The following is a 19,986-nucleotide window of genomic DNA, read 5'->3' as shown; positions in this document are numbered from 1 at the left end:
GAAAAAATCTATTTACAAAAGTACTAAAACTAAATTTGTTTCCACGGCAATTCTATAATTTCCTTTTATGACACCATTGCCAGAAGGCGTAAATGCTGATTCCATAAAAATTGATTCAGTTTTCTGCATTATCTTAATTGTATTTGTAATTTGAGTTCTAAAAACGTGAACATAAATTATTTATATTGCATTAAAAATATCTAACATCATTATGAAAAAGTTTCTCAAAGTATTGGCGCTTGTTTTAGTTCTTGCTTTCTTGTATTTCGGATTTACAACTTATCCGAAATTGGATTTGATTTCTGGTTTTTCTGCTAAAAGTGTGGCATCAGGACATTTTATGGATCATCGTTCTTTAGATTTAATTCAAAAAACCGATAATGATATTCATTTATTAGATCTCGCAACAAATACAATTAACGATGCCGGAAAATTTGCTACATCGGCGGTTTATGGTTTGAAAGAAAGAAAAGCAATTTACAGAGACGGTTTGGGTGCTTTATTAATTAATGATGATTATGATGTTTCAAAACCCTATTTGCTTCCGAAAAGAACAAAATTGGTTAATAATCTTCCTTTTCCTTACGGGAATAGTGAGCCAAAAGATACCGCTTTCGCGAATGTAGATTACGCAAAATTGAAAAAAGCAATTGATGATTCTTTCGATAAAAATGGCGGAAAAGCAAAACGTACGCGTGCCGTTGTTGTTTTGTACAAAGACAAATTAATTGGAGAAAAATACGATACGGGTTTTAATAAAGACAGCAAAATTTTAGGCTGGTCGATGACAAAAAGTATTACAAGTTCGGCTTTTGGAGTTTTAGCTAAACAAGGAAAAATTGATATTTACAAACCAGCGCCAATCAAAGAATGGCAAAATGATGAACGTAAAAATATTACGGTTAACGATTTGCTTCACATGAATTCCGGTTTAGAATGGGAAGAAAACTACAGCACAATCTGCGACGCAACTCAAATGCTGTTCCAATCTGAAGATATGGGAAAAGTGCAAATGGATAAACCAGCGAAATATAAACCAAACACACATTGGTATTATTCGTCAGGAACAACCAATTTATTATCCCGAATTTTAAGAAGCCAATTTAAAACACAACAAGAATATCTTGATTTTTGGTACAGCGCCGTAATCGATAAAATCGGAATGAATTCGATGATTGTCGAACAAGATATGTCTGGCACTTTTGTAGGTTCGTCTTATGGATGGGCAACGCCAAGAGATTGGTCAAAATTTGGATTATTATATCTTCATAAAGGAAACTGGAACGGCGAACAAATTCTGGACGAAAGCTGGGTAAAATACACAGCAACACCAACGAATACTTCTCAAGGAAAATATGGAGCGCAATTTTGGCTAAATGCCGGAGGAAAATTTCCAGATGTTCCTAGAGATATGTTTTATTGCAGTGGTTATCAGGGTCAAATGGTGGCGATTATTCCGTCTTTGGATATGGTAATTGTGAGAATGGGAGTGAAGGAAGAAGAACCTGGTTTTGATTTTAATGGGTTTTTGAAAGGGATTATTGAGAGTGTGAAGAAATAATTTATGAGGTATAAATTAAACAATGAAATTAGCTTTTTATATAATTTGGTTTTCAAAATAATTTTTATCGGGTCATTTGGATTCTTAATATATAGTATATTGATTCAGGAACTTCCTGCAATTATTTTTTGTGTTTTGTTTTCTTCTTGGGCTTTCTTTTTAAATAGAAAATTCAAGAAATTTAAAACAATAGAGTTTGACGAAGAGAATATTTATTTTGATAATGAAATGATTAATTTTAAGGATATTGAAAGTATTCAAAATGGAGTAATTATTTTAAAAGACGAAGGGAAAGATGTTGAATTTTGGTATTCGCCCATTTCTTCAAAAGAACTTAATTTGTTAAAAAGCAAAGTAGAAAAATTAGGCTAGTAGCTTTTAAAATTAAATAAAAAAAACCCGACAGGTTTTAAAAACTGTCGGGTTTGAATATTAAGATTAATAGAATTTTCTACAAATCAAATCCTAAATTCACGCCTAATTTCATGGCAATGATTTTAGTAATTCTTTGTTTTAATTCTGGTATTTTAATGCTTTCGATAACGGCATTTGAGAATGCGTACATCAATAAAGCTTTAGCTTCTTTTTGAGGAATACCACGAGACTGCATGTAGAACATTGCTGTTTCGTCAAGCTGTCCAACTGTACAACCGTGAGAACATTTTACATCATCAGCAAAAATCTCTAATTGTGGTTTTGCGTTGATCGTTGCTTTGTCACTCAATAAAATGTTGTTGCTTTTTTGGAAAGCATTTGTTTTTTGAGCTTCTTTTTCAACCAAAACTTTTCCGTTGAAAACTCCTGTTGAACGATCAGAAAAAATTCCTTTATAATCCTGGAAACTTTCGCAGTTTGGTGTTGCGTGGTTTACCAAAGTATAATGATCAACGTGTTGTTTGTCATTTAAGATCGAAATTCCGTTTAACGTACTGGTCAATCTTTCACCAAAGTGATAAAAGTTTAAATTGTTACGCGTTAAATTTCCACCAAAAGAGAAAGTGTGCACATAAGCATGACTTTCCTGTTGTTGCGAAACGTAAGTGTTGTCAATTAAATTGGCTTCACTGTTATCGTTTTGAATTTTATAATAATCAATAATCGCACGTTTTTGAGCAAAAATTTCGGTAACCGAATTGGTTAAAACCGGGTTTTCATTCAAACTTTGGTGACGCTCGATAATTTGAACATGTGAATTTTCACCCACAATAACCAAATTTCTTGGCTGAACCATTAAAGCTGATTCATTTCCAGTTGAGAAATACATAATCTCAATTGGTTTATCAGCTACTTTTTTCTTCGGAATATTGATAAAAGCACCTTCCATTGCAAAAGCAGTATTCAATGAAGTCAAACTATCATCTTTACTTGCAATCTGATTGAAGTACGTATCAATAATCATTTTATATTTTGGTTTGGTCAATGCCGATGACATCAAGCAAACATCGATTCCGTCATGCGTTGTAGAAGACAAATGCGAACTGAAAACACCATCGATAAATACTAATTTGTAAGTATCAATTTCGTGTAAAAAGTATTTTTTTACCTGATTAAATTCGATTGCATTTTCCTGCTTTGGAAAAACCGTAAAGTCATTTTTTAAGATGGCATTTAGCGATGTATATTTCCAAGCTTCTTCTTTTTTGGTTGGGAAACCTTTATTTTCGAAGTTTTTTAAAGCATTTGTGCGTATGTCATGTAAATCTGAATGTACATCGACACGCTCTTCAAAAGCCATAAAAGACGATACTAATTTTTCTTTTAAATCCATTGTTCTTTTTAGTCTTAAAGTCGAAAGTCGAAAGTCAAAAGACTTAGGATTGTCGACTGTTTTTGCCTAAAGGTCAAGAATTAAAGCATAAAGTTTTTGACTTTATGACTTTCGACTTTATGACTTTGGGCTCAAATATTTAATGAAACCGCTTAGTAATTTCGATATTTCTGTAATCGATTCTAAAAGCATTTCAAATTCTTCTTTTATAATATATTCTAAATCAAAAGCTAAATATAATTGAGATCTAACTTCTCCTGCAGATGCTTTGGCTACATATAAAAAGTAAATAAACTCTTTGTCTGTATTTCTCTCAAAACCTTCTGCTATATTTGATGATATCGAAAGTGATGCACGTCTTATTTGTCTAACAAAATCAAAGTCTTTTTTGAAATTAGAATTTTCAGTAATCAAATATATTTTCTTATTGAAGATTCTGGATTTTTGCCAGGAATTTATTTCCTCAAAAGATTTGAACTTACTCATATTGTATTTTCGACTTTATGACTTTTGACTTTCGACTTTATGACTGACTAATTCTCTGCTTTGATCCAGTCGTATCCTTTTTCCTCAAGCTCGTAAGCCAATTCTTTTCCTCCGGATTTTACGATTCTTCCGTTGTAAAGAACGTGAACGAAATCAGGAACGATATAATCTAGCAAACGTTGGTAGTGCGTAATTACGATAATAGCGTTTTTGTCGCTTTTTAATTTGTTCACTCCGTTAGCAACAATTCTTAAAGCATCGATATCAAGACCAGAATCAGTTTCGTCAAGGATTGCTAATTTTGGCTCTAACATTGCCATTTGGAAAATCTCATTTCTTTTTTTCTCTCCTCCAGAAAAACCTTCATTTAAAGAACGAGATAAAAATTTACGATCAATTTCTAATAATTCAGATTTCTCACGAATTACTTTCAACATTTCGTTTGCCGGCATTTCTTCTTGTCCGTTTGCTTTACGAGTTTCGTTGATCGCCGTTTTCATGAAATTAGTAACACTAACTCCAGGAATTTCTACAGGATATTGAAAAGAAAGGAAAACTCCTTTGTGTGCTCTTTCTTCAGGAGCTAAATCAGCAAGATCTTCTCCGTCAAGGAAAACTTCTCCATCCGTAACTTCGTAGTTTTCGTTTCCGGCAATAACAGCCGAAAGTGTACTTTTTCCAGAACCGTTTGGTCCCATGATAGCGTGTACTTCGCCAGCTTTAACTTCTATATTAATTCCTTTCAGGATTTCTTTATCACCAATTGAGGCGTGAAGGTTTTTTATTGATAACATTGTTTTTTTTATTTTATATAAATGTCAATTCTATTTTTGTTTGTTGGTTTAGGATGTTGGCATTAAAATGCGCGTGTCCTAAATATTCCATGCCTAAATAATCGGCTGATTTTTTGAACGGAATGTAAAAACTGTCTTCGATTTCATTATCGTGTGAATTTGTAATCACTCCAATTTTCTTTCCTCTTAGTTTTCTTCCGGTTTCTTTTTCAATTCGGATTAAATCTGAAATACGATCAAAGAAAACCTTCATAATACCGCTCATATTATACCAATAAACCGGCGTTGCAAAAAGTAAGGTGTCGTATTCTTCCAATATTCTTCTTATTAAAGGAAGAAAATCATCGTCTATATTTTTGCTTTCGTAATCATAATACGAAATATTGTAATCACTTAGATTCACTACATCAATGTGATGTTCCTTAGAAATTTCATCCACAATTTTTGTTGTGTTTCCATTTTTTCGGGATGAACCTAAAATGATGACTTTTTTATTTTCCATCTTCCAATTATCCAACCGAACCTTCTAACGAAATCTCCAATAATTTTTGCGCTTCAACCGCAAATTCCATTGGAAGTTTGTTCAATACATCTTTACTGAAACCGTTTACAATTAAGGCAATCGCTTTTTCAGTCGGGATACCTCTTTGGTTGCAATAAAAAACCTGATCTTCTCCAATTTTACTTGTCGTTGCTTCGTGCTCAATTTTTGCTGATGGATTTTTACTTTCGATATAAGGGAAAGTATGCGCACCGCAATTGTTACCCATTAATAATGAATCACATTGTGAAAAGTTTCTTGCATTGTCCGCTCTTGGAGAGATTTGCACTAAACCACGGTAACTATTTTGTGATTTTCCAGCCGAAATACCTTTAGAGATAATAGTCGATTTAGTGTTTTTTCCTAAATGGATCATTTTAGTTCCGGTATCTGCTTGCTGGTGATTATTGGTAACCGCGATTGAATAAAATTCTCCAACCGAATTGTCTCCTTTAAGTACGCAAGAAGGATATTTCCAGGTTACAGCAGAACCTGTTTCAACTTGCGTCCATGAAATTTTAGCGTTTGTTTCGCATAAACCTCTTTTGGTTACGAAGTTGTAAACTCCACCTTTTCCTTCTTTGTTTCCTGGGAACCAGTTTTGAACAGTTGAATATTTAATTTCAGCATCATCCAAAGCGATTAATTCAACCACAGCGGCGTGTAATTGGTTTTCGTCACGGCTTGGTGCAGTACAACCTTCTAAATAAGAAACGTAACTTCCAGCATCAGCAATAACCAAAGTTCTTTCGAATTGTCCGGTTCCTGCCTGATTGATTCTGAAATACGTTGAAAGTTCCATTGGGCAACGAACACCTTTTGGGATATAACAGAAACTTCCGTCAGAGAAAACCGCTGAGTTTAATGCTGCGTAGAAGTTGTCTTTTTGAGGTACAACAGTTCCTAAATATTTTTTTACTAATTCAGGATGTTCTTTGATAGCTTCAGAAATTGGACAGAAAATAATTCCTTTTTCGGCCAAAGTTTTCTTGAAAGTTGTGGCTACAGAAACAGAATCGACAACAATATCCATAGCGACATTGTTCATCATTTTTTGCTCATCAACAGAGATTCCTAACTTTTTGTACATTTCTAACAATTCCGGATCAACGTCGTCCAGAGTTTTGTTTGGATCTACTTGTTTAGGAGCTGAATAATAAGATATGGCTTGAAAATCTGGTTTTTCGTAACGAACATTTGCCCATTCCGGTTCGATCATTTCTTTCCATGCGCGAAAAGCTTCAATACGCCAATCGGTCATCCATTCAGGTTCTTCTTTTTTAAGAGAAATAGCTCTCACGATGTCTTCGTTTAAGCCAATAGGAAACGTTTCAGATTCTATATCAGTATAAAATCCGTATTCGTATTCTTTAGTTTCGAGTTCGATTTTTAAATCGTCTTCTGTGTATTTGCTCATTATTTTTTATTGTCTAAGTAGTTTTAAAGTCCAAAGTTTGAAGTCAATTTAGTCTTTATGACTTTACGACTTTCGGCTTTTGACTAAAGAGAGAATGATTCTCCGCATCCGCAAGTTCTGCTTGCATTTGGATTATTGAAAACGAATCCTTTTCCGTTTAATCCGCCTGAAAATTCAAGAATTGTTCCGGCTAAATATAGGAATGATTTTTTCTCAACTGCTATTTGTATATCATTGTCTACGAATATCTTGTCATCATCGCCTTTGGTTTTGTCAAACTTTAAATCGTACGACAAACCAGAGCATCCACCACTTTTTACGCCCACTCTTACGTAGTCGCTTGCGGCATCAAAACCATCATCTGTCATCAAGTCGATGATTTTCTTTTTGGCTGTATCAGAAACCTTTATCATTGTTTATGGTATTTGTTTTTAAAAGATCATTTTTAATCTGCATTCAAATAGTAATCAAATTATTACATAAAATTAAATGCCAATTTCGATGTTCAAATGAAATTGTCTGCAAAGATACGACTTAAAAACCTTTTTCCATAACGCTTCACATTATTATAACAAATGTTAAAATAGATAGAAGTTATTTTGTGTTTTAAAATTCTTCGTAAAGCGGTGTTATTCTTAGATAAATAAAAAGAAACTTACAAAAACTTAATTTATTCACTGTTAAACTGTTAAGAGTTTTATAAAAGAGTTAAAATACCGTATATTTACCTGTTTGTAGTTGTTAATTTATGGTATTTTTGCAGAAAATTATGATTAATTATGAAGAAAAATTACAAAGATAGCTGGATAAAAGCACTTTTTGCAGTAATTTTTATTTTTGGTATAGGTGCTACATATTTGATTTTTAGCAACGAACCAAATAACGCTTTAGATGAGTCATCAGCAAGCAGATTAGAAATTACTGGTCCTGCCTCAGAGTCTATTGATCAGGAAAATATATTAGATTCGTTAAATAATTTGAAATTAGCTTATGATGTTGCTATTTTCGAAAAAACGGCACTTTCTCAAGAATTAGAACTTGAAAAAAAGAATATTGAGAATTTGATGGAAATCATAAGAGCTTCTAAAAATCCATCGAGCGAACAAATTAAAATTTACCGCAACCAACTTTCAGATTTGAAAATTACGTTAGATACAAAAATTGCTGAGATTAAAAAATTAAAATCTCAGAATAAAAATTTGTTAAATGAGATTGAAAATCAGAATGTTGTCATGTATAAGCAAAAGGCTGCAAATGACACTTTAATTTCAAAACAAAAAAAATTAGAATCTACATTAAAAGATGCTTCAAAGCTTTCTTTAGGGAATTTTAAAGTTACAGCTCTTAACGAAAAAAGTTCTGGAAAAGAACAAGAAACTACGAAAGCAAAAAACACGGACAAGCTCAAAATTAGTTTTTCTGTCAATGGAAGTTCTGTTGCAAAAACCGGAAAAAGAGTCTATTATATTCAGGTTTTAGATCAAAATAATACCGTTTTAGGAGAGAATAAACTAATAGAATTTGGCAATGATAAGGCGTTAGTTTACAGTTTTTTAGTTGGGGTGGATTATCAAGGAAAGATGGCTAATGCTTATGGCGTTTTAAATGATGAATTAGCCAAGTTTAAAAAAGGAACTTATTTTATCAACTTCTTCGACAAACAAGAAATAATGGGCAGTTCTTCGATTACTTTAGAATAGTCTCTGCAAAAGTTTTAAAGAGAATTTTTAGTTTAAAGCAGCAGGAATTGCTAGCTTTGTTTATTTACTAGAAATTACTTTTATGAAACTTTATCCAATAGAATCTGGAAATTTTAAGTTAGACGGAGGCGCTATGTTTGGCGTTGTTCCAAAAACAATTTGGAATAAAACCAATCCTGCTGATGCCAATAATTTAATTGATATTGCAGCGCGCTGTCTGCTGATGGAAGATGGAAACCGCCTGATTTTGATTGATACCGGAATGGGAGACAAGCAATCAGAGAAATTTTTTGGTTATTATTCGCTTTGGGGATCACATTCTATTGATAAATCGCTGGCAAAATATGGTTTTCACCGAGATGACATAACCGATGTTTTTATGACGCATCTGCATTTTGATCATTGTGGCGGAAGCGTTCAGTGGAATTCGGATAAAACAGGTTATGAACCAGCTTTTAAAAATGCAAAATTTTGGACCAATGAAAATCATTGGGAATGGGCAACAAAGCCAAATCCGCGTGAAAAAGCTTCTTTTTTGGCAGAAAATATTTTGCCGATGCAGGAAAGCGGTCAATTGAATTTTGTTGAACGGCCAGAAAGCGGTTTTGGCTTTTCGAGTGAATTAGGTTTTGATATTTTTTACGTTGACGGTCATACCGAAAAACAAATGATTCCGCATATTAATTATAAAGATAAAACAATTGTATTTTGTGCCGATTTATTGGCAACAGCCGGACATATTCCACTTCCGTATGTAATGGGTTACGACACGCGTCCGTTATTGACAATGCCTGAAAAAGCAAAATTACTGAACTCGGCAGCCGATCAGAATTATTATTTGTTTTTAGAACATGATGCTCATAATCAAATTATAACAGTTGAACACACTGAAAAAGGAGTTCGTTTGAAAGAGGTATTTACCTGCGAAGCTATTTTTTAGGCTTTTTTATAAAATTTAAAATTCCTGCTTTTTTTTAATAAAAAAGGCGGGAATTTTCTGTTTTATGCGAATAGGAAAAATCTGTAGTTGTATAACTACACGGTAAGTTTTTTATGACTTATCCATTTGTTAACATTTAACAAATAATTTTTTATAGTATGCACTATGTTAAAGTTTTACAATGTGTGAAATTTAACACAAAATTCTTGAGTTGATAGCCTCATAAAGTTGTTTTTTAGTAAAATTATAGATAGGTTTGTGCTCGAAATTTATTAATAATTAACCTATGAAAAGAATTATTGTTTTTATTTTATTAATGTCTGTTTTTAGCTCCAAAGCTCAGAAAGTAGACCTTGATCGTTTTTATTTTAACGTAAATTACCAAATACTTCCTAAAGAAGCGGTTCCTTACGAGAAAAGAACGTATTCATCAACAGTAAAATTAGGAGGAGCATTGCAAACGTATGTAAATCCGACTAATCTTAACGACCAGATTTACATTGCTGGCTGGAAAAAAGTAGAAACCGGCGGTACTGTGCAAATAGAACTAAACTTGGAAGACTTTGTTGAAAAAGGAGCTTCTCCTCAAGTTAGAGTTGAAGAGAACAAAGACAGAGATGGAAAAGTTACCAGCAGAAAAGAATATTATTTTGTTACATCAAAGTATGCAACTAGAGGTTACATGAAGATTAAAGGACCACTTACTCCAGTGGCTTTAAACGACAAACAAGTTGAGCAGGAAAAAGCGAAAGAAGTAGCTGCAGCATCAAACCGATTCTTAAAAAATGCAGTTGTTAAAAAAGATACTTCGGCAGCAAAAGAAGGTTATAATCTTAATTTTAATGGAGAAGTAGAATATAAGTCAAAAGAATATAATGATTCAGCGACTCCAATGAAAGACTTCTACATCAATAAAGGTGCTATCCGTGATCAAATGTTAAGAGGTTTTGCAGATAAATCATTAGGTTCTGCTAACTACAGCGTTAATTCTACTTACGGTTTCAGACCTAAAAGCGACAATGAAATTCTTTGGATTTTAGATGCTAAAAGTGATGAAGGAAAAACTCAGATTGAAGCAATTCAGGCTGTGAAAGCTTTATTTGCTACGATGAAAGCTGATGAGCCAATTGAGGATTTGAAATCAAACATGCAGCCTTTAATCGAGTATTTCGATTCATTGAAAACAAAATATACTGAGGACAATAAACCATCTCGCAAAATGAGATATTCAGCTTACTTTAATTTAGCTGTTATTTACTTAATGCTGGATCAGCCAGAAAAAGCGATTGCTGAATCTGAAAAATTAATTGCTAACGATTATGATAAAAGCGACGGGAAAGCTATTATCGAAAAAGCAAATAATTTAATTGCTAGTTTCAAAGTTGCTAAAACAAATTCAACCCATAACCCGGCCCTTAAATAAAATCAAATGAAAAAAATTACACAAGTTGTTTTATTGTTAATGCTTGCAGGTATCAGTCAGACTGCTAGCGCTCAAATGACCGCTTGGGCTACTGGAAAGACCGAAGCGATTACAAACAGGTTAAATTTGCGCGGACCTGTACCGCCAACTAATCTAGAATACGGAGGTTATAAATCATATGAAATAATCTTAGACCTTTCGCCAGGTTTAGAAAAAAGTATGAATATTAAAAAAGCGCCTTTTTCAGCTGAAAAATTTTACCAAGCTTTTGGAATTTCAGGTTTGAAAAAACAAAAAGAAGGAGATTTTAAAGTAAAATACAATTTGACTCGTTTTGAACTTGTAAATGACGAGGAATATTTACAGACAACTTACCAAAAAGCTCCGGCTTATTATATTGGTTTAGAGTCTAATCTTGAAATAACAGACAAAACGGGAAAAGTAATCTATAAAAGATATACTACTCCTAAAGTTTGTATGTATGTTACAAATCCGTCAGAGACTTATGAGAACTTGACGTATAAAATTTTGACAGACAATTTCTACAGTATGATCGAAGAATTTGAAGGTTTTTACTTGTACGGACCTAAAATTGAAAAGTTGAAATATACTGATCTTGAAAAGAAGAAAAAATCAAAATCTACATTTAATGTAGACGAATTCAATCAATCAGTTCAAGTATTGCCAACTTTAGTAGATGTTGACAGAGAGAACTGGGGAGATTTATTTGGAGAAGCACAAAAATATTGGTTAGAATATGTGAATTTTCAAGATAAAGAAGACGAAGATTTAGCTAAAAAAGTAAGATTTGCTGCAAATTACAATTTGGCTGCAACCTACATTCTTTTAGGAAAAGTTGACGAAGCTGCTAAATTTTTGCCTGCAGTAAAAGAAAACGAAAAAAGCTTTTTAGGTATGAGAACAGATTTTCCATACATGACGACTTTAATCGAAGATATTGATAAATACAAAAAACTGACTGAGAAATCATTCACTATTGAAGCAATACCACAAGAACCAGTTTTAGCATCATACAAAAAAGCGGAAACAGCGTTTAGATATGCAGAATTTAAAGGTGAAGTTTTAGATACAGATTCTAAAGTTTTTAAAGGAAAAGTTAGAGTTATCAGTGATTATCCTGAATTAGTAGATTTAAGAACAGAACAAACTGTATCTGGTTTAAGATCTATGATTGATGGTATTGGTTCAGAAAAAAGCAGTGTTTATATTTATATTGACGGACAGAAAAAACCAGAAAGAACAAACTTGAAAAAGATTGTTAATATAAAAGACGAAGAAGGAAGAATTTACATCATTGGTAAAACAGGTAGAGGAGTTTCTGCAATTTCATTTGGAGACACGCCAGGGACAAGTTCAAAAAGATATTCAATGTTTGAAGAAGTTAAAAAAGGAGGAAAAATTTCTCTTTATCACGAGTTCTTCCCACAAGATGCTTATACTTTGAAAAAATCAGTTGAAGAAGAGTTCTTTTTGCCTCCAGTTTTCCTTGGAAGAAGAAAAGCATTAAAAGAATATTTCTCTGATTGTCCTAAAATGATCGAGAATATCGACAAAGGAGCATACGATTTTGAAAATAAAGATACTTATATCAAAATGTTTGACGATTACACTAAATTATGTGGTAACTCATAATTTACTTTTAAATTACAATTTGAAGAAAGGGCTGTCATTTTTGACGGCCCTTTTTTTATTCTAAAGTTTTCAATCTAATTTCCAGCCAAAGGTAGTCTGGAAAACATAATCGTCTTTTGAAGCTCCAGGTTTTGGTTTGTTGTCATAATTATAAACAAATGACAGCTTGATGAAAAAGTCTAGAGGCAAATCGTATTTTGTGTCTAAAGAAAAATCGGTACGAACCCTTTTGCTCTCAGTAATACTCGGAAAAACAGTAGCTTTTGTCTGTATGCTGAAATCTCCAATGTCATACAAGTTAAAATCGGTTCCTATAAAAAGCTCCAAACTTTTATTAGCTTCTGTAGTTTCTGTAAAACGCTCGTGATTAAAAGATAATCCCGAAGCAACTCCCCAATATTTTTTATTGCTGTGCATGAGGTATTTTCCGTAGCCCGCTTTTGAAATGATACGCAAATCGATATCTTGTTCGGTATTAGATAAAGTGGTAACTGATAACGGCACAAAATAATCTTTTGGTAATAAATGGACATAACTTAACTCTGTATCAATCCTGCGAATGGGATCGCTTTCATCCTGAACGGATTGAATTTGTTTGTACATGGCCGTTCCGTACCAGCGTTTTCCAGTGTATCCCAAATTTACATTTACCGTTAATTGCTGTAAGTTTTGAGATTTAGCCAATTTTATTCCAGCATCAAAACTAGCATCAAGTCTGTCCCAGAAACTTTCGTCGACAGGTTTTATGTACACAATATCGGTCAGGTCAATTATAGATTTTGTTTGTGTTTCGACATTTGTAATTTCGCATTTATTGGGAGCATTTATTTTTGAAATTTTTCCATTTAATAAAACACCGTTGGTCAGACTTATAATATGAATTCTATCTGACCCAATATTTTTTACATATTTCCATTCCAGTTTAAAATCATCTTTGCTGTAATCAGTTTCAATTTGGACAACACCTTTGCTCATGATTTTTATTTCACCAACAAGAATGTCGTTGTTTTTTAGGACTAATGTGTCAGAAGTCTGCGCACTGATTTTGAAGAAAAATAAGAGAAAAAATAAAAGTATGATTTTCTTCATATCGGATTTTATTTCTTTGATAATCAGCTTGTAATATTAAAGTTAGAAATAAAAACGCAATGTAAAGCAAGCATTATAAAAAAATCCCATTTTCAATAAACTGAAAATGGGATTTTTAAGGTTAGTTGATTTTATTTTTTAGTTGGTTTTGAATTTCCAAACTTGACCAACAGTTTCTCCGCCTTTATTGTCTTTTACAACAACTTTCCAGAAATATTGTTTGCCAGATTCAATTGCAGCATCAAGCGCCTTTTCTGATTTGTTTTCACCAATTTTCGCTGTTGGTGGATTTGTTGTTCCAAAATAAACATCATACGTTAGAGCATCTGCAGTATCCACATCCGAAGCTGTCCATTTTAAAGAAGCGGTTCCTGCATTTAAAACTGCATTTAAAGCTGGAGCAACCAATTCTGGAGCAAATGGCAGGTGGTTTACAACCGCATCTCCAGAAGTATAAAATTTAAAAACAGATGAATATGCACTAGCAAGACCTTTAGCGTCCGTAGCTTTTATTCTCCAGTAATAAGCTGTGTTTTTATCTAATACAAAAGAGGCAGCATTTTCTGCTCCATCAAATGTTTTAGTAATTTGAGTAAAAGCATTGTCTTTTGCAACTTGAATTTGATACGTTATGGCATCATTTTCCGTATCTGTTGCTCTGTTCCATTGAAAAGAAACAGTATTGTTTAGACATAATTTATTATCAACTGGACCAACTAATGTTGGAACAGATGGAGCTGTGTTTGTTACTGGTGGCGTAACCGGATCGTCAGAACCGCCTCCGCAGGAAATAAAAACTAAGCTGATTATTGATAGATATATAAAATTTTTCATTTTCATTTTTTTATAATTTTAATGTATTCTGGAGTTTCAAAATAAATTTTAGCTGCATAAATTCCTGAAGGCTGGTTTTCAAGGCTCAACTGCACTTTTCCATTTTCGATAATGTAGTTTCTAGCCGAAACCAATTGACCGCCGAAGTTGTACAATTCTATTGTAACTTCTTTGTCTTTTGTTGGAATTTCGATTTCAAAACTTCCAGATGTTGGATTTGGATAAGCGGCTAAAGTTCCATAAAGATCTAATGTTGCGATTTTTTTAGAATAAACTCCTTCGCAGGCTTTTGATGTTGCTACTTCTAATAATCCTCCTTTTTCTAAATCTAAAGAGAAATTAGAATCATTTGTTTGAAATTGTGCCTGACCGTCAATAAACACTGTAAATGGCGCAGTTCCTTCAGTAATTTCAACATCAACTTTTTTAGCGTTTACACTAGATTTTCCAGTAATTGTGGCACCTTTTTGAATAGTTACATTAAAATTTTGTTCGAAAATTTCACCAGGAATAGTAATTGTAATAGTGTAATTTCCTGGAGTCAAAGCAGTAACTTTTAAAGCATTATTTGTAAATGCAGTTGCTTTTCCGTTTATAGTTGCTACGTAGGCAAATGTTTGTTTTGCATTAATGCTTATTTCACCATTATTTTCGCCAAGACAAGTTTCTCCTTTTGTTTCAATCGCAAAATTGTTTACAGGTAAAGTAAGTTCACCGGTACATTCTGTGTTGAACTTCGCAATTGCATCTTTTCTAATTGACCAATTTGTGTTTGAAAAGGTAACATCATCAACAAGAATGCAGTATAATTTTGGATTTGAAAGCAGAGATAAATTATAATTTTGGATCAAAGTATTTTTTCCATTTCTCATATCCAGGCTTGTTAGTTGATTTTCATTTGCATAAAAAGAAACTAAAGCTGGGTTTTTTCTGATGTCGAAAGTTTTTAATTGATTCTTTGAAACATCTAAAACAGTAAGAGCAGGATGTACTGAAATATCAATACTGCTTAATTTGTTGTTTGGAACTTGTAAATTAAGTAGTTCCGTATTTTGAGAAATATCTAATGTGCTAATTTGATTATCACCAGCCAATAAAAGTGTTAACGATTTTAGATTAGAAATATCAATGTTCTCAATCTTGTTTTTATTGACTCTTAATTCTTTTAAAAGCGTGTTTTTAGAAACATTTATAGAAGCTAATTGATTATTAGCAACATTAACATTTGTTAGATTTGTGTTTGCACTAATGTTAACTGCTGTTAGTTGATTAGTCGATATATCAATTTTTGCTAAAGCTGTATTTGTCTGAATGTCAATGGTATTCAATTGATTTACAGATAAATCGATACTAGTTAAAGCAGTGTTTTTAGAAAGATCTATACTTGACAACTTGTTGTTGTAAACGTTTAAAGTGTTTAAAGCTGTATTTTTAGAAAGGTCTAAAGCTGTTAATTGATTATTGTATATTACTAAGCTGGTCAACTTGGTATTAGTCGAAAAATCTGCAGCAGTTATTTTGTTATTTGATAAATCGACTGTTGTTAAGTTTATGTTTTTAGAAAGATCTACAGCAGTTAATGTGGCAGAATAACAGTATAAAGTTGTTAAAGCGTTAAAATCTTGAATACCTGTTAAATCAGCTACTTTACGTGTGGAATCATTAAGATTTAGGTATGTAATATTTGAAATGTTTGCTGTAAGTACTTTTCCGTTTTCACCATCCTTATCGATATTTTTTTCAATCAATAATTTTTCAAAATTTAGATCAGGAATTAAAGTGTATCTTAAATTTACAGGACAAGCATCAGTAGAATAAGTTGCAGTTGCATCTTTTGCAATCCAATTTTTTTCTGAGAATGCTGCGTCATCAACTTGTATACAAAGAAGATTAGGATTTTCAGTGAAATTTCCAAAAATAACTCTTTGCATATTCACGTTATTTCCATTCTTCAAATTCAAATTATACATATTGTTGCCTGCACAGTCTAATTCTTTTAAAGAAGTGTTTTTAGAGACATCAAGATTTTCAATTTTGTTAAAGCTTGCACTTAAATAAGCAAGTTTTGTATTTTTAGAAACATCTAAAACACTTAAATTGTTTTTAGTAACATTTACATTTGTCAAGGCAAGATTTTTAGATAAATCTATTTTTGCCAACGAGTTTTCGCTACAGTCTAATGTTGTTAATAATGCAAATCCCGCAATACCAGTTAAGTCTGAAATTTCACTTTTTGAAATATTTAAGCTTGTTACAGTGTCAATACTCATTGTAGCAACTTTACCGTTTTTACCGTCTATGTCGATTTTAAGAGCGATTAATTTGTCTTCAAATTTAGAATCTGGAATTGTTGTATATCCTGTATGCGCACGACATTCTACAGATGAATAATTAGCTATAGCATCTTTTGCAATCCAGTTTTTTTCAGAGAATGCAACATCGTCAACCTGAATACAAAGTAAATTAGGATTTTGAGTAAAGTTTCCAAAAATCATTCTTTGCATATTTGCGTTGTTTCCATTCTTTAAATTTAAATTGTACAGATCATTACTAGCACAATCAAATTCTTTTAGCATTGTGTTTTTAGAAACATCTAAGGTTGTAATTTTATTAAAACTAGCATTTAAGACAGTTAACTTTGTGTTGTACTTAAAATCTGGGAATCGAATGTTGTTATTGCTGAAGTTTAAACGGCTTAATTCTTTATTATTAGCAGTACTTAGAGAAGTAATCGTATTATTGCTTATGTTTAAATCAGTTAAAAAAGTGTTATTGTTAACATCTAAAGTGGTTAATTGATTTTTGCTAGCATTTAATTTTGCCAAAAGCACATTTTTTGAAACATTAAGCGTTTTCAATTGATTATCGTTACATTCTAATAAAGTTAATGCTACAAAATCTTCTATTCCAGTTAAGTCTGTGATAGTGCTGCCTGAAACATTTAAACTGGTTAAAGAAGCGATCTTCATTGATTCAACTTTTCCGTTTTTGCCATCAGTATCAATTCCTAAATCAATTAATTTTTCTTCAAATTTAGGATCAGGAATTAAGGTATATGCAATTACAGTTGGACATTGAGTAGCAGAATAAGTCGCAGTTGCATCTTTTTTAGTTGTCCAATTTTTATTGGCATAAGTAACATCGTCTACTTGAACACAAGTTAAATTTGGATTGTTTACTACAGAAAAAGAATTTAATAAAGCGTTATTTCCATTTTTAATACTGAAATTTACTAGTTTGTTTTCATCTGCTAATGCTGTTGTTAATTTTGTGTTTTTAGAAAGATCCAATGTTCTAATCTGGTTCGTAAAGCAATAAAATGAAGCCAATTCTAGGTTTTTTGAAACATCTAATGCAGATAACAAATTTCCTTGCACGTATAAGGTAGTTAGTTTAGTATTTTGAGAAACGTCTATATTTGTTAATTTGTTTCTTGCGATATTCAATGTTTTTAACTCGGTATTTTTCGTAAGATCTATAGTTGATAATTTACCGCTATCAATATATAAAGTAACTAAGGCTGTGTTTTTGCTTAGATTAAGGCTTTCTAAAACATTTATGCTCAAGTTTAAATATGTTAAAGCTGTGTTTTTTGAAAGATTAATTTCTGTAAATTTATTGCCATTAGCATCTAAACTTGTAAGAGCTTTAAAATCTTGAATTCCTGTTAAATCAGAAATGTTTTTACCATCTAAGTACAAAGAAGTAACTTTCTCAATAATTTCAGTAAGTACTTTCCCATTTTGACCATCTCTATCAATACTTTGAGAAATAAGGTAATTTTCAAAATTAGGATCAGGAATTAGTGTATAAACATTGCAATCAAGATTAAAACTAGTTGTTGCATCTTTTGTAACGCTCCAATTTGCTGTCGCAGCAACATCAGCAACTTGAATACAAGTTAAAGTAGCATTGCCAGAAGTATTTAAAGTGTTTATTGCTAGGTTTTTAGAAATATCTAATTTTTTTAAAGCATTTCCAGACGCGTTTAAATTTTTTAGAGCTTTAAAACCTTCAATTCCTCTTAGATCAGTAATTGAACTGTTTGAAACATCTAAAGAAGTAACGGTGTTAATGCTGGAATTTAAAACACTTCCATTTTTTCCATCGTTATCAATTTTAAGCGCAATTAATTTATCCTCAAACTTAGGGTCAGCTATGATCGTTGAAAGCGAGCAATCATTAGTATTAAAATATGTAAAATCATTTTTTATTGAAGACCATTTGCTGTTTGAATAGTTTGCATCATCTACTTGAATACAAGTTAGATCGGTATTATTTAAAAACGAAGCTTGATAAGGTAGAGCCATCACTGCACCCATATCTTGAAACGGAACCCCTCTCGTTATATCAAACTTTGAATTGTTACCATTTTTTAAATTTAAACTCTTCATTTTATTGTTACTGCAATTTAAAGAAATTAAGGCAGTATGCTGACTAAGATCTAATGATGTTATTTGATTTGAATTGAAATGCAAATACTGTAAAAGTTTGTTTTTACTAACATCCAGCGTTGTTAATTTGTTATTGCTAAATAGTAAAACTTGCAAGTTAGGATTTGAAGATAAATCTAAAGAAGTTAAATTATTATTATTAAGATTTAAATTTTGGAGGGCAGTGTTTTTGCTTAGATCAATACTAGTTAATTTTTGACCTGATGCATGTAATTGCAAAAGATTAACATTTTGAGACAAATCTAAACTTGAGATAGCATTATTGCCTCCATTGTTGCCACAATTTAAGTATTGAAGCGCAATATTAGATCGTACATCGATAGCTTGCAAGTAGTTAGATTCACACGTTAGAAAAGTCAGATTTGTATTTTTACTGATATCTAGCGTTTTTAGACCGTTATTGTGACAATCTAGTATTGTTAAATTTTTATTTTTACTTACATCCAAAGATGTTAAGCCAGTTTGACCACAATTTAAATTAATCAAAGATGAAAAATCTTGGATACCAGTCAAATCAGTTATAGAACTATTAGAAACATCTAAGTTAATTATATCGGCAATGTCTATCGTTGCTACTCTGCCATCGGTTGGTTCTGTGTCGTAACCAAGTGTGATTAATTTTTTTTCGAAATTAAGATTAGGAATAGAAGTATATTGCTCTGTACCTTTTTCATACACTTGAACAGCATCAATATAAACTTCAAAAGGTTTTCCGTCAAAACTAAAAGTAGAAAAAGATAAATCGTAAGATAAATTAGAATCTGCGGTAAAAGTTATTTCTTTTTGAGTCCATGAATTGTTAGTCGCTAATGTGCTGCTAGACATACTGCTTGCACTTCCGGTTTGCGATATTTGCAAAGAAATAGGGTGATCTCCGCTGTAATTACTTGAAGCATACTTATACTTAAATTTTATCGTATAAGTTACACCTGCCTTCATAGGTACTTGAGTTGTTACTTTTGGAGACAAAGTATTGTAATATAAATACAAACTATAATATCCTTGGCCGGCACCATAAATTAGATATGCAGAGTTAGCGGCTGTCCAGTTTGTTGGCTGATTATTTCCATTCCTAGTTTCGAAATTTCCGTTCGTAACCAAGTTGGTCTGGGCATAAATAGAAAAATTTGCCAATAAAAGCAACAAGAGTAGTTTTGTTTTCATAGAATAAGTTTAGAGATATGGTCGCGCAAGAATACTTCATTTAAGACGAGATTCCTTACGGAAAAACGTAATCGCACGTTTTTTTTATGAAAAAAAATATTGACAAAAAAAATGTCCCATTTTCTTAAAGTTGAAAATGGGACATTCTGTTTTTATTTGAAT

General features: G+C 32.1%; 15 protein-coding genes. 6 read left to right on the top strand and 9 right to left on the bottom strand.

The window, feature by feature from the left end:
* Positions 1 to 211: 211 nt before the first annotated feature.
* Positions 212 to 1,561, top strand: coding sequence for a serine hydrolase (locus tag GKZ88_RS06830; RefSeq protein WP_155101624.1), 1,350 nt, complete (start codon positions 212 to 214; stop codon positions 1,559 to 1,561).
* A 3-nt stretch (positions 1,562 to 1,564) separates the two neighbouring features.
* Positions 1,565 to 1,933 carry a hypothetical protein gene (locus GKZ88_RS06825; protein ID WP_155101623.1) on the top strand — a complete coding sequence of 123 codons (369 nt, stop codon included), beginning with the start codon at positions 1,565 to 1,567 and terminating at the stop codon, positions 1,931 to 1,933.
* A 79-nt stretch (positions 1,934 to 2,012) separates the two neighbouring features.
* Here the strand turns inward: GKZ88_RS06825 and sufD are convergent, their stop codons facing one another.
* The 6 genes from sufD to GKZ88_RS06795 form a co-directional block, all read right to left on the bottom strand.
* Complete coding sequence (gene sufD / locus GKZ88_RS06820) at positions 2,013 to 3,329, bottom strand: Fe-S cluster assembly protein SufD (protein ID WP_155101622.1); 1,317 nt, start codon at positions 3,327 to 3,329, stop codon at positions 2,013 to 2,015.
* A gap of 117 nt (positions 3,330 to 3,446) precedes the next feature.
* The gene (locus GKZ88_RS06815; protein WP_012023264.1) at positions 3,447 to 3,815 is read right to left on the bottom strand and encodes a four helix bundle protein; all 369 of its coding nucleotides are present in this window, start codon (positions 3,813 to 3,815) and stop codon (positions 3,447 to 3,449) included.
* 47 nt (positions 3,816 to 3,862) lie between these two features.
* The gene (gene sufC, locus GKZ88_RS06810; protein ID WP_089053659.1) at positions 3,863 to 4,609 is read right to left on the bottom strand and encodes a Fe-S cluster assembly ATPase SufC; all 747 of its coding nucleotides are present in this window, start codon (positions 4,607 to 4,609) and stop codon (positions 3,863 to 3,865) included.
* Positions 4,610 to 4,622: 13 nt separating this feature from the next.
* On the bottom strand, positions 4,623 to 5,111 hold the full coding sequence (locus tag GKZ88_RS06805; protein ID WP_116751568.1) for a flavodoxin family protein: 489 nt from the start codon (positions 5,109 to 5,111) through the stop codon (positions 4,623 to 4,625).
* A 7-nt stretch (positions 5,112 to 5,118) separates the two neighbouring features.
* On the bottom strand, positions 5,119 to 6,567 hold the full coding sequence (gene sufB, locus GKZ88_RS06800; protein ID WP_155101621.1) for a Fe-S cluster assembly protein SufB: 1,449 nt from the start codon (positions 6,565 to 6,567) through the stop codon (positions 5,119 to 5,121).
* A gap of 83 nt (positions 6,568 to 6,650) precedes the next feature.
* The gene (locus GKZ88_RS06795; protein WP_068841559.1) at positions 6,651 to 6,980 is read right to left on the bottom strand and encodes an iron-sulfur cluster assembly accessory protein; all 330 of its coding nucleotides are present in this window, start codon (positions 6,978 to 6,980) and stop codon (positions 6,651 to 6,653) included.
* 366 nt (positions 6,981 to 7,346) lie between these two features.
* Here GKZ88_RS06795 and GKZ88_RS06790 point away from each other — a divergent pair, with 366 nt between their 5' ends.
* From GKZ88_RS06790 to GKZ88_RS22440, 4 genes are all read left to right on the top strand, one after another.
* The gene (locus tag GKZ88_RS06790) at positions 7,347 to 8,267 is read left to right on the top strand and encodes a hypothetical protein (protein WP_155101620.1); all 921 of its coding nucleotides are present in this window, start codon (positions 7,347 to 7,349) and stop codon (positions 8,265 to 8,267) included.
* A gap of 82 nt (positions 8,268 to 8,349) precedes the next feature.
* Entirely contained in the window at positions 8,350 to 9,207 is an 858-nt protein-coding gene (locus GKZ88_RS06785; protein WP_155101619.1) for an MBL fold metallo-hydrolase, read from the top strand.
* 286 nt (positions 9,208 to 9,493) lie between these two features.
* The gene (locus tag GKZ88_RS06780; RefSeq protein WP_155101618.1) at positions 9,494 to 10,630 is read left to right on the top strand and encodes a hypothetical protein; all 1,137 of its coding nucleotides are present in this window, start codon (positions 9,494 to 9,496) and stop codon (positions 10,628 to 10,630) included.
* Between the two features lie 6 nt (positions 10,631 to 10,636).
* A complete protein-coding gene (locus GKZ88_RS22440; RefSeq protein WP_230392471.1) occupies positions 10,637 to 12,283 on the top strand; it encodes a hypothetical protein in 1,647 nt (548 codons plus the stop codon).
* Positions 12,284 to 12,352: 69 nt separating this feature from the next.
* On the opposite strand, the gene GKZ88_RS06770 is transcribed toward GKZ88_RS22440, so the two are convergent.
* From GKZ88_RS06770 to GKZ88_RS06760, 3 genes are all read right to left on the bottom strand, one after another.
* A complete protein-coding gene (locus GKZ88_RS06770; protein WP_155101617.1) occupies positions 12,353 to 13,372 on the bottom strand; it encodes a DUF481 domain-containing protein in 1,020 nt (339 codons plus the stop codon).
* Between the two features lie 138 nt (positions 13,373 to 13,510).
* The gene (locus GKZ88_RS06765; protein ID WP_155101616.1) at positions 13,511 to 14,206 is read right to left on the bottom strand and encodes a hypothetical protein; all 696 of its coding nucleotides are present in this window, start codon (positions 14,204 to 14,206) and stop codon (positions 13,511 to 13,513) included.
* Positions 14,207 to 14,208: 2 nt separating this feature from the next.
* The gene (locus GKZ88_RS06760) at positions 14,209 to 19,824 is read right to left on the bottom strand and encodes a T9SS type A sorting domain-containing protein (protein WP_155101615.1); all 5,616 of its coding nucleotides are present in this window, start codon (positions 19,822 to 19,824) and stop codon (positions 14,209 to 14,211) included.
* Between the last annotated feature and the right edge of the window lie 162 nt (positions 19,825 to 19,986).

Source organism: Flavobacterium sp. LC2016-01, from assembly GCF_009711135.1.
Lineage (GTDB): Bacteria > Bacteroidota > Bacteroidia > Flavobacteriales > Flavobacteriaceae > Flavobacterium.
This window is presented reverse-complemented; position numbering and strand designations above follow the sequence as displayed.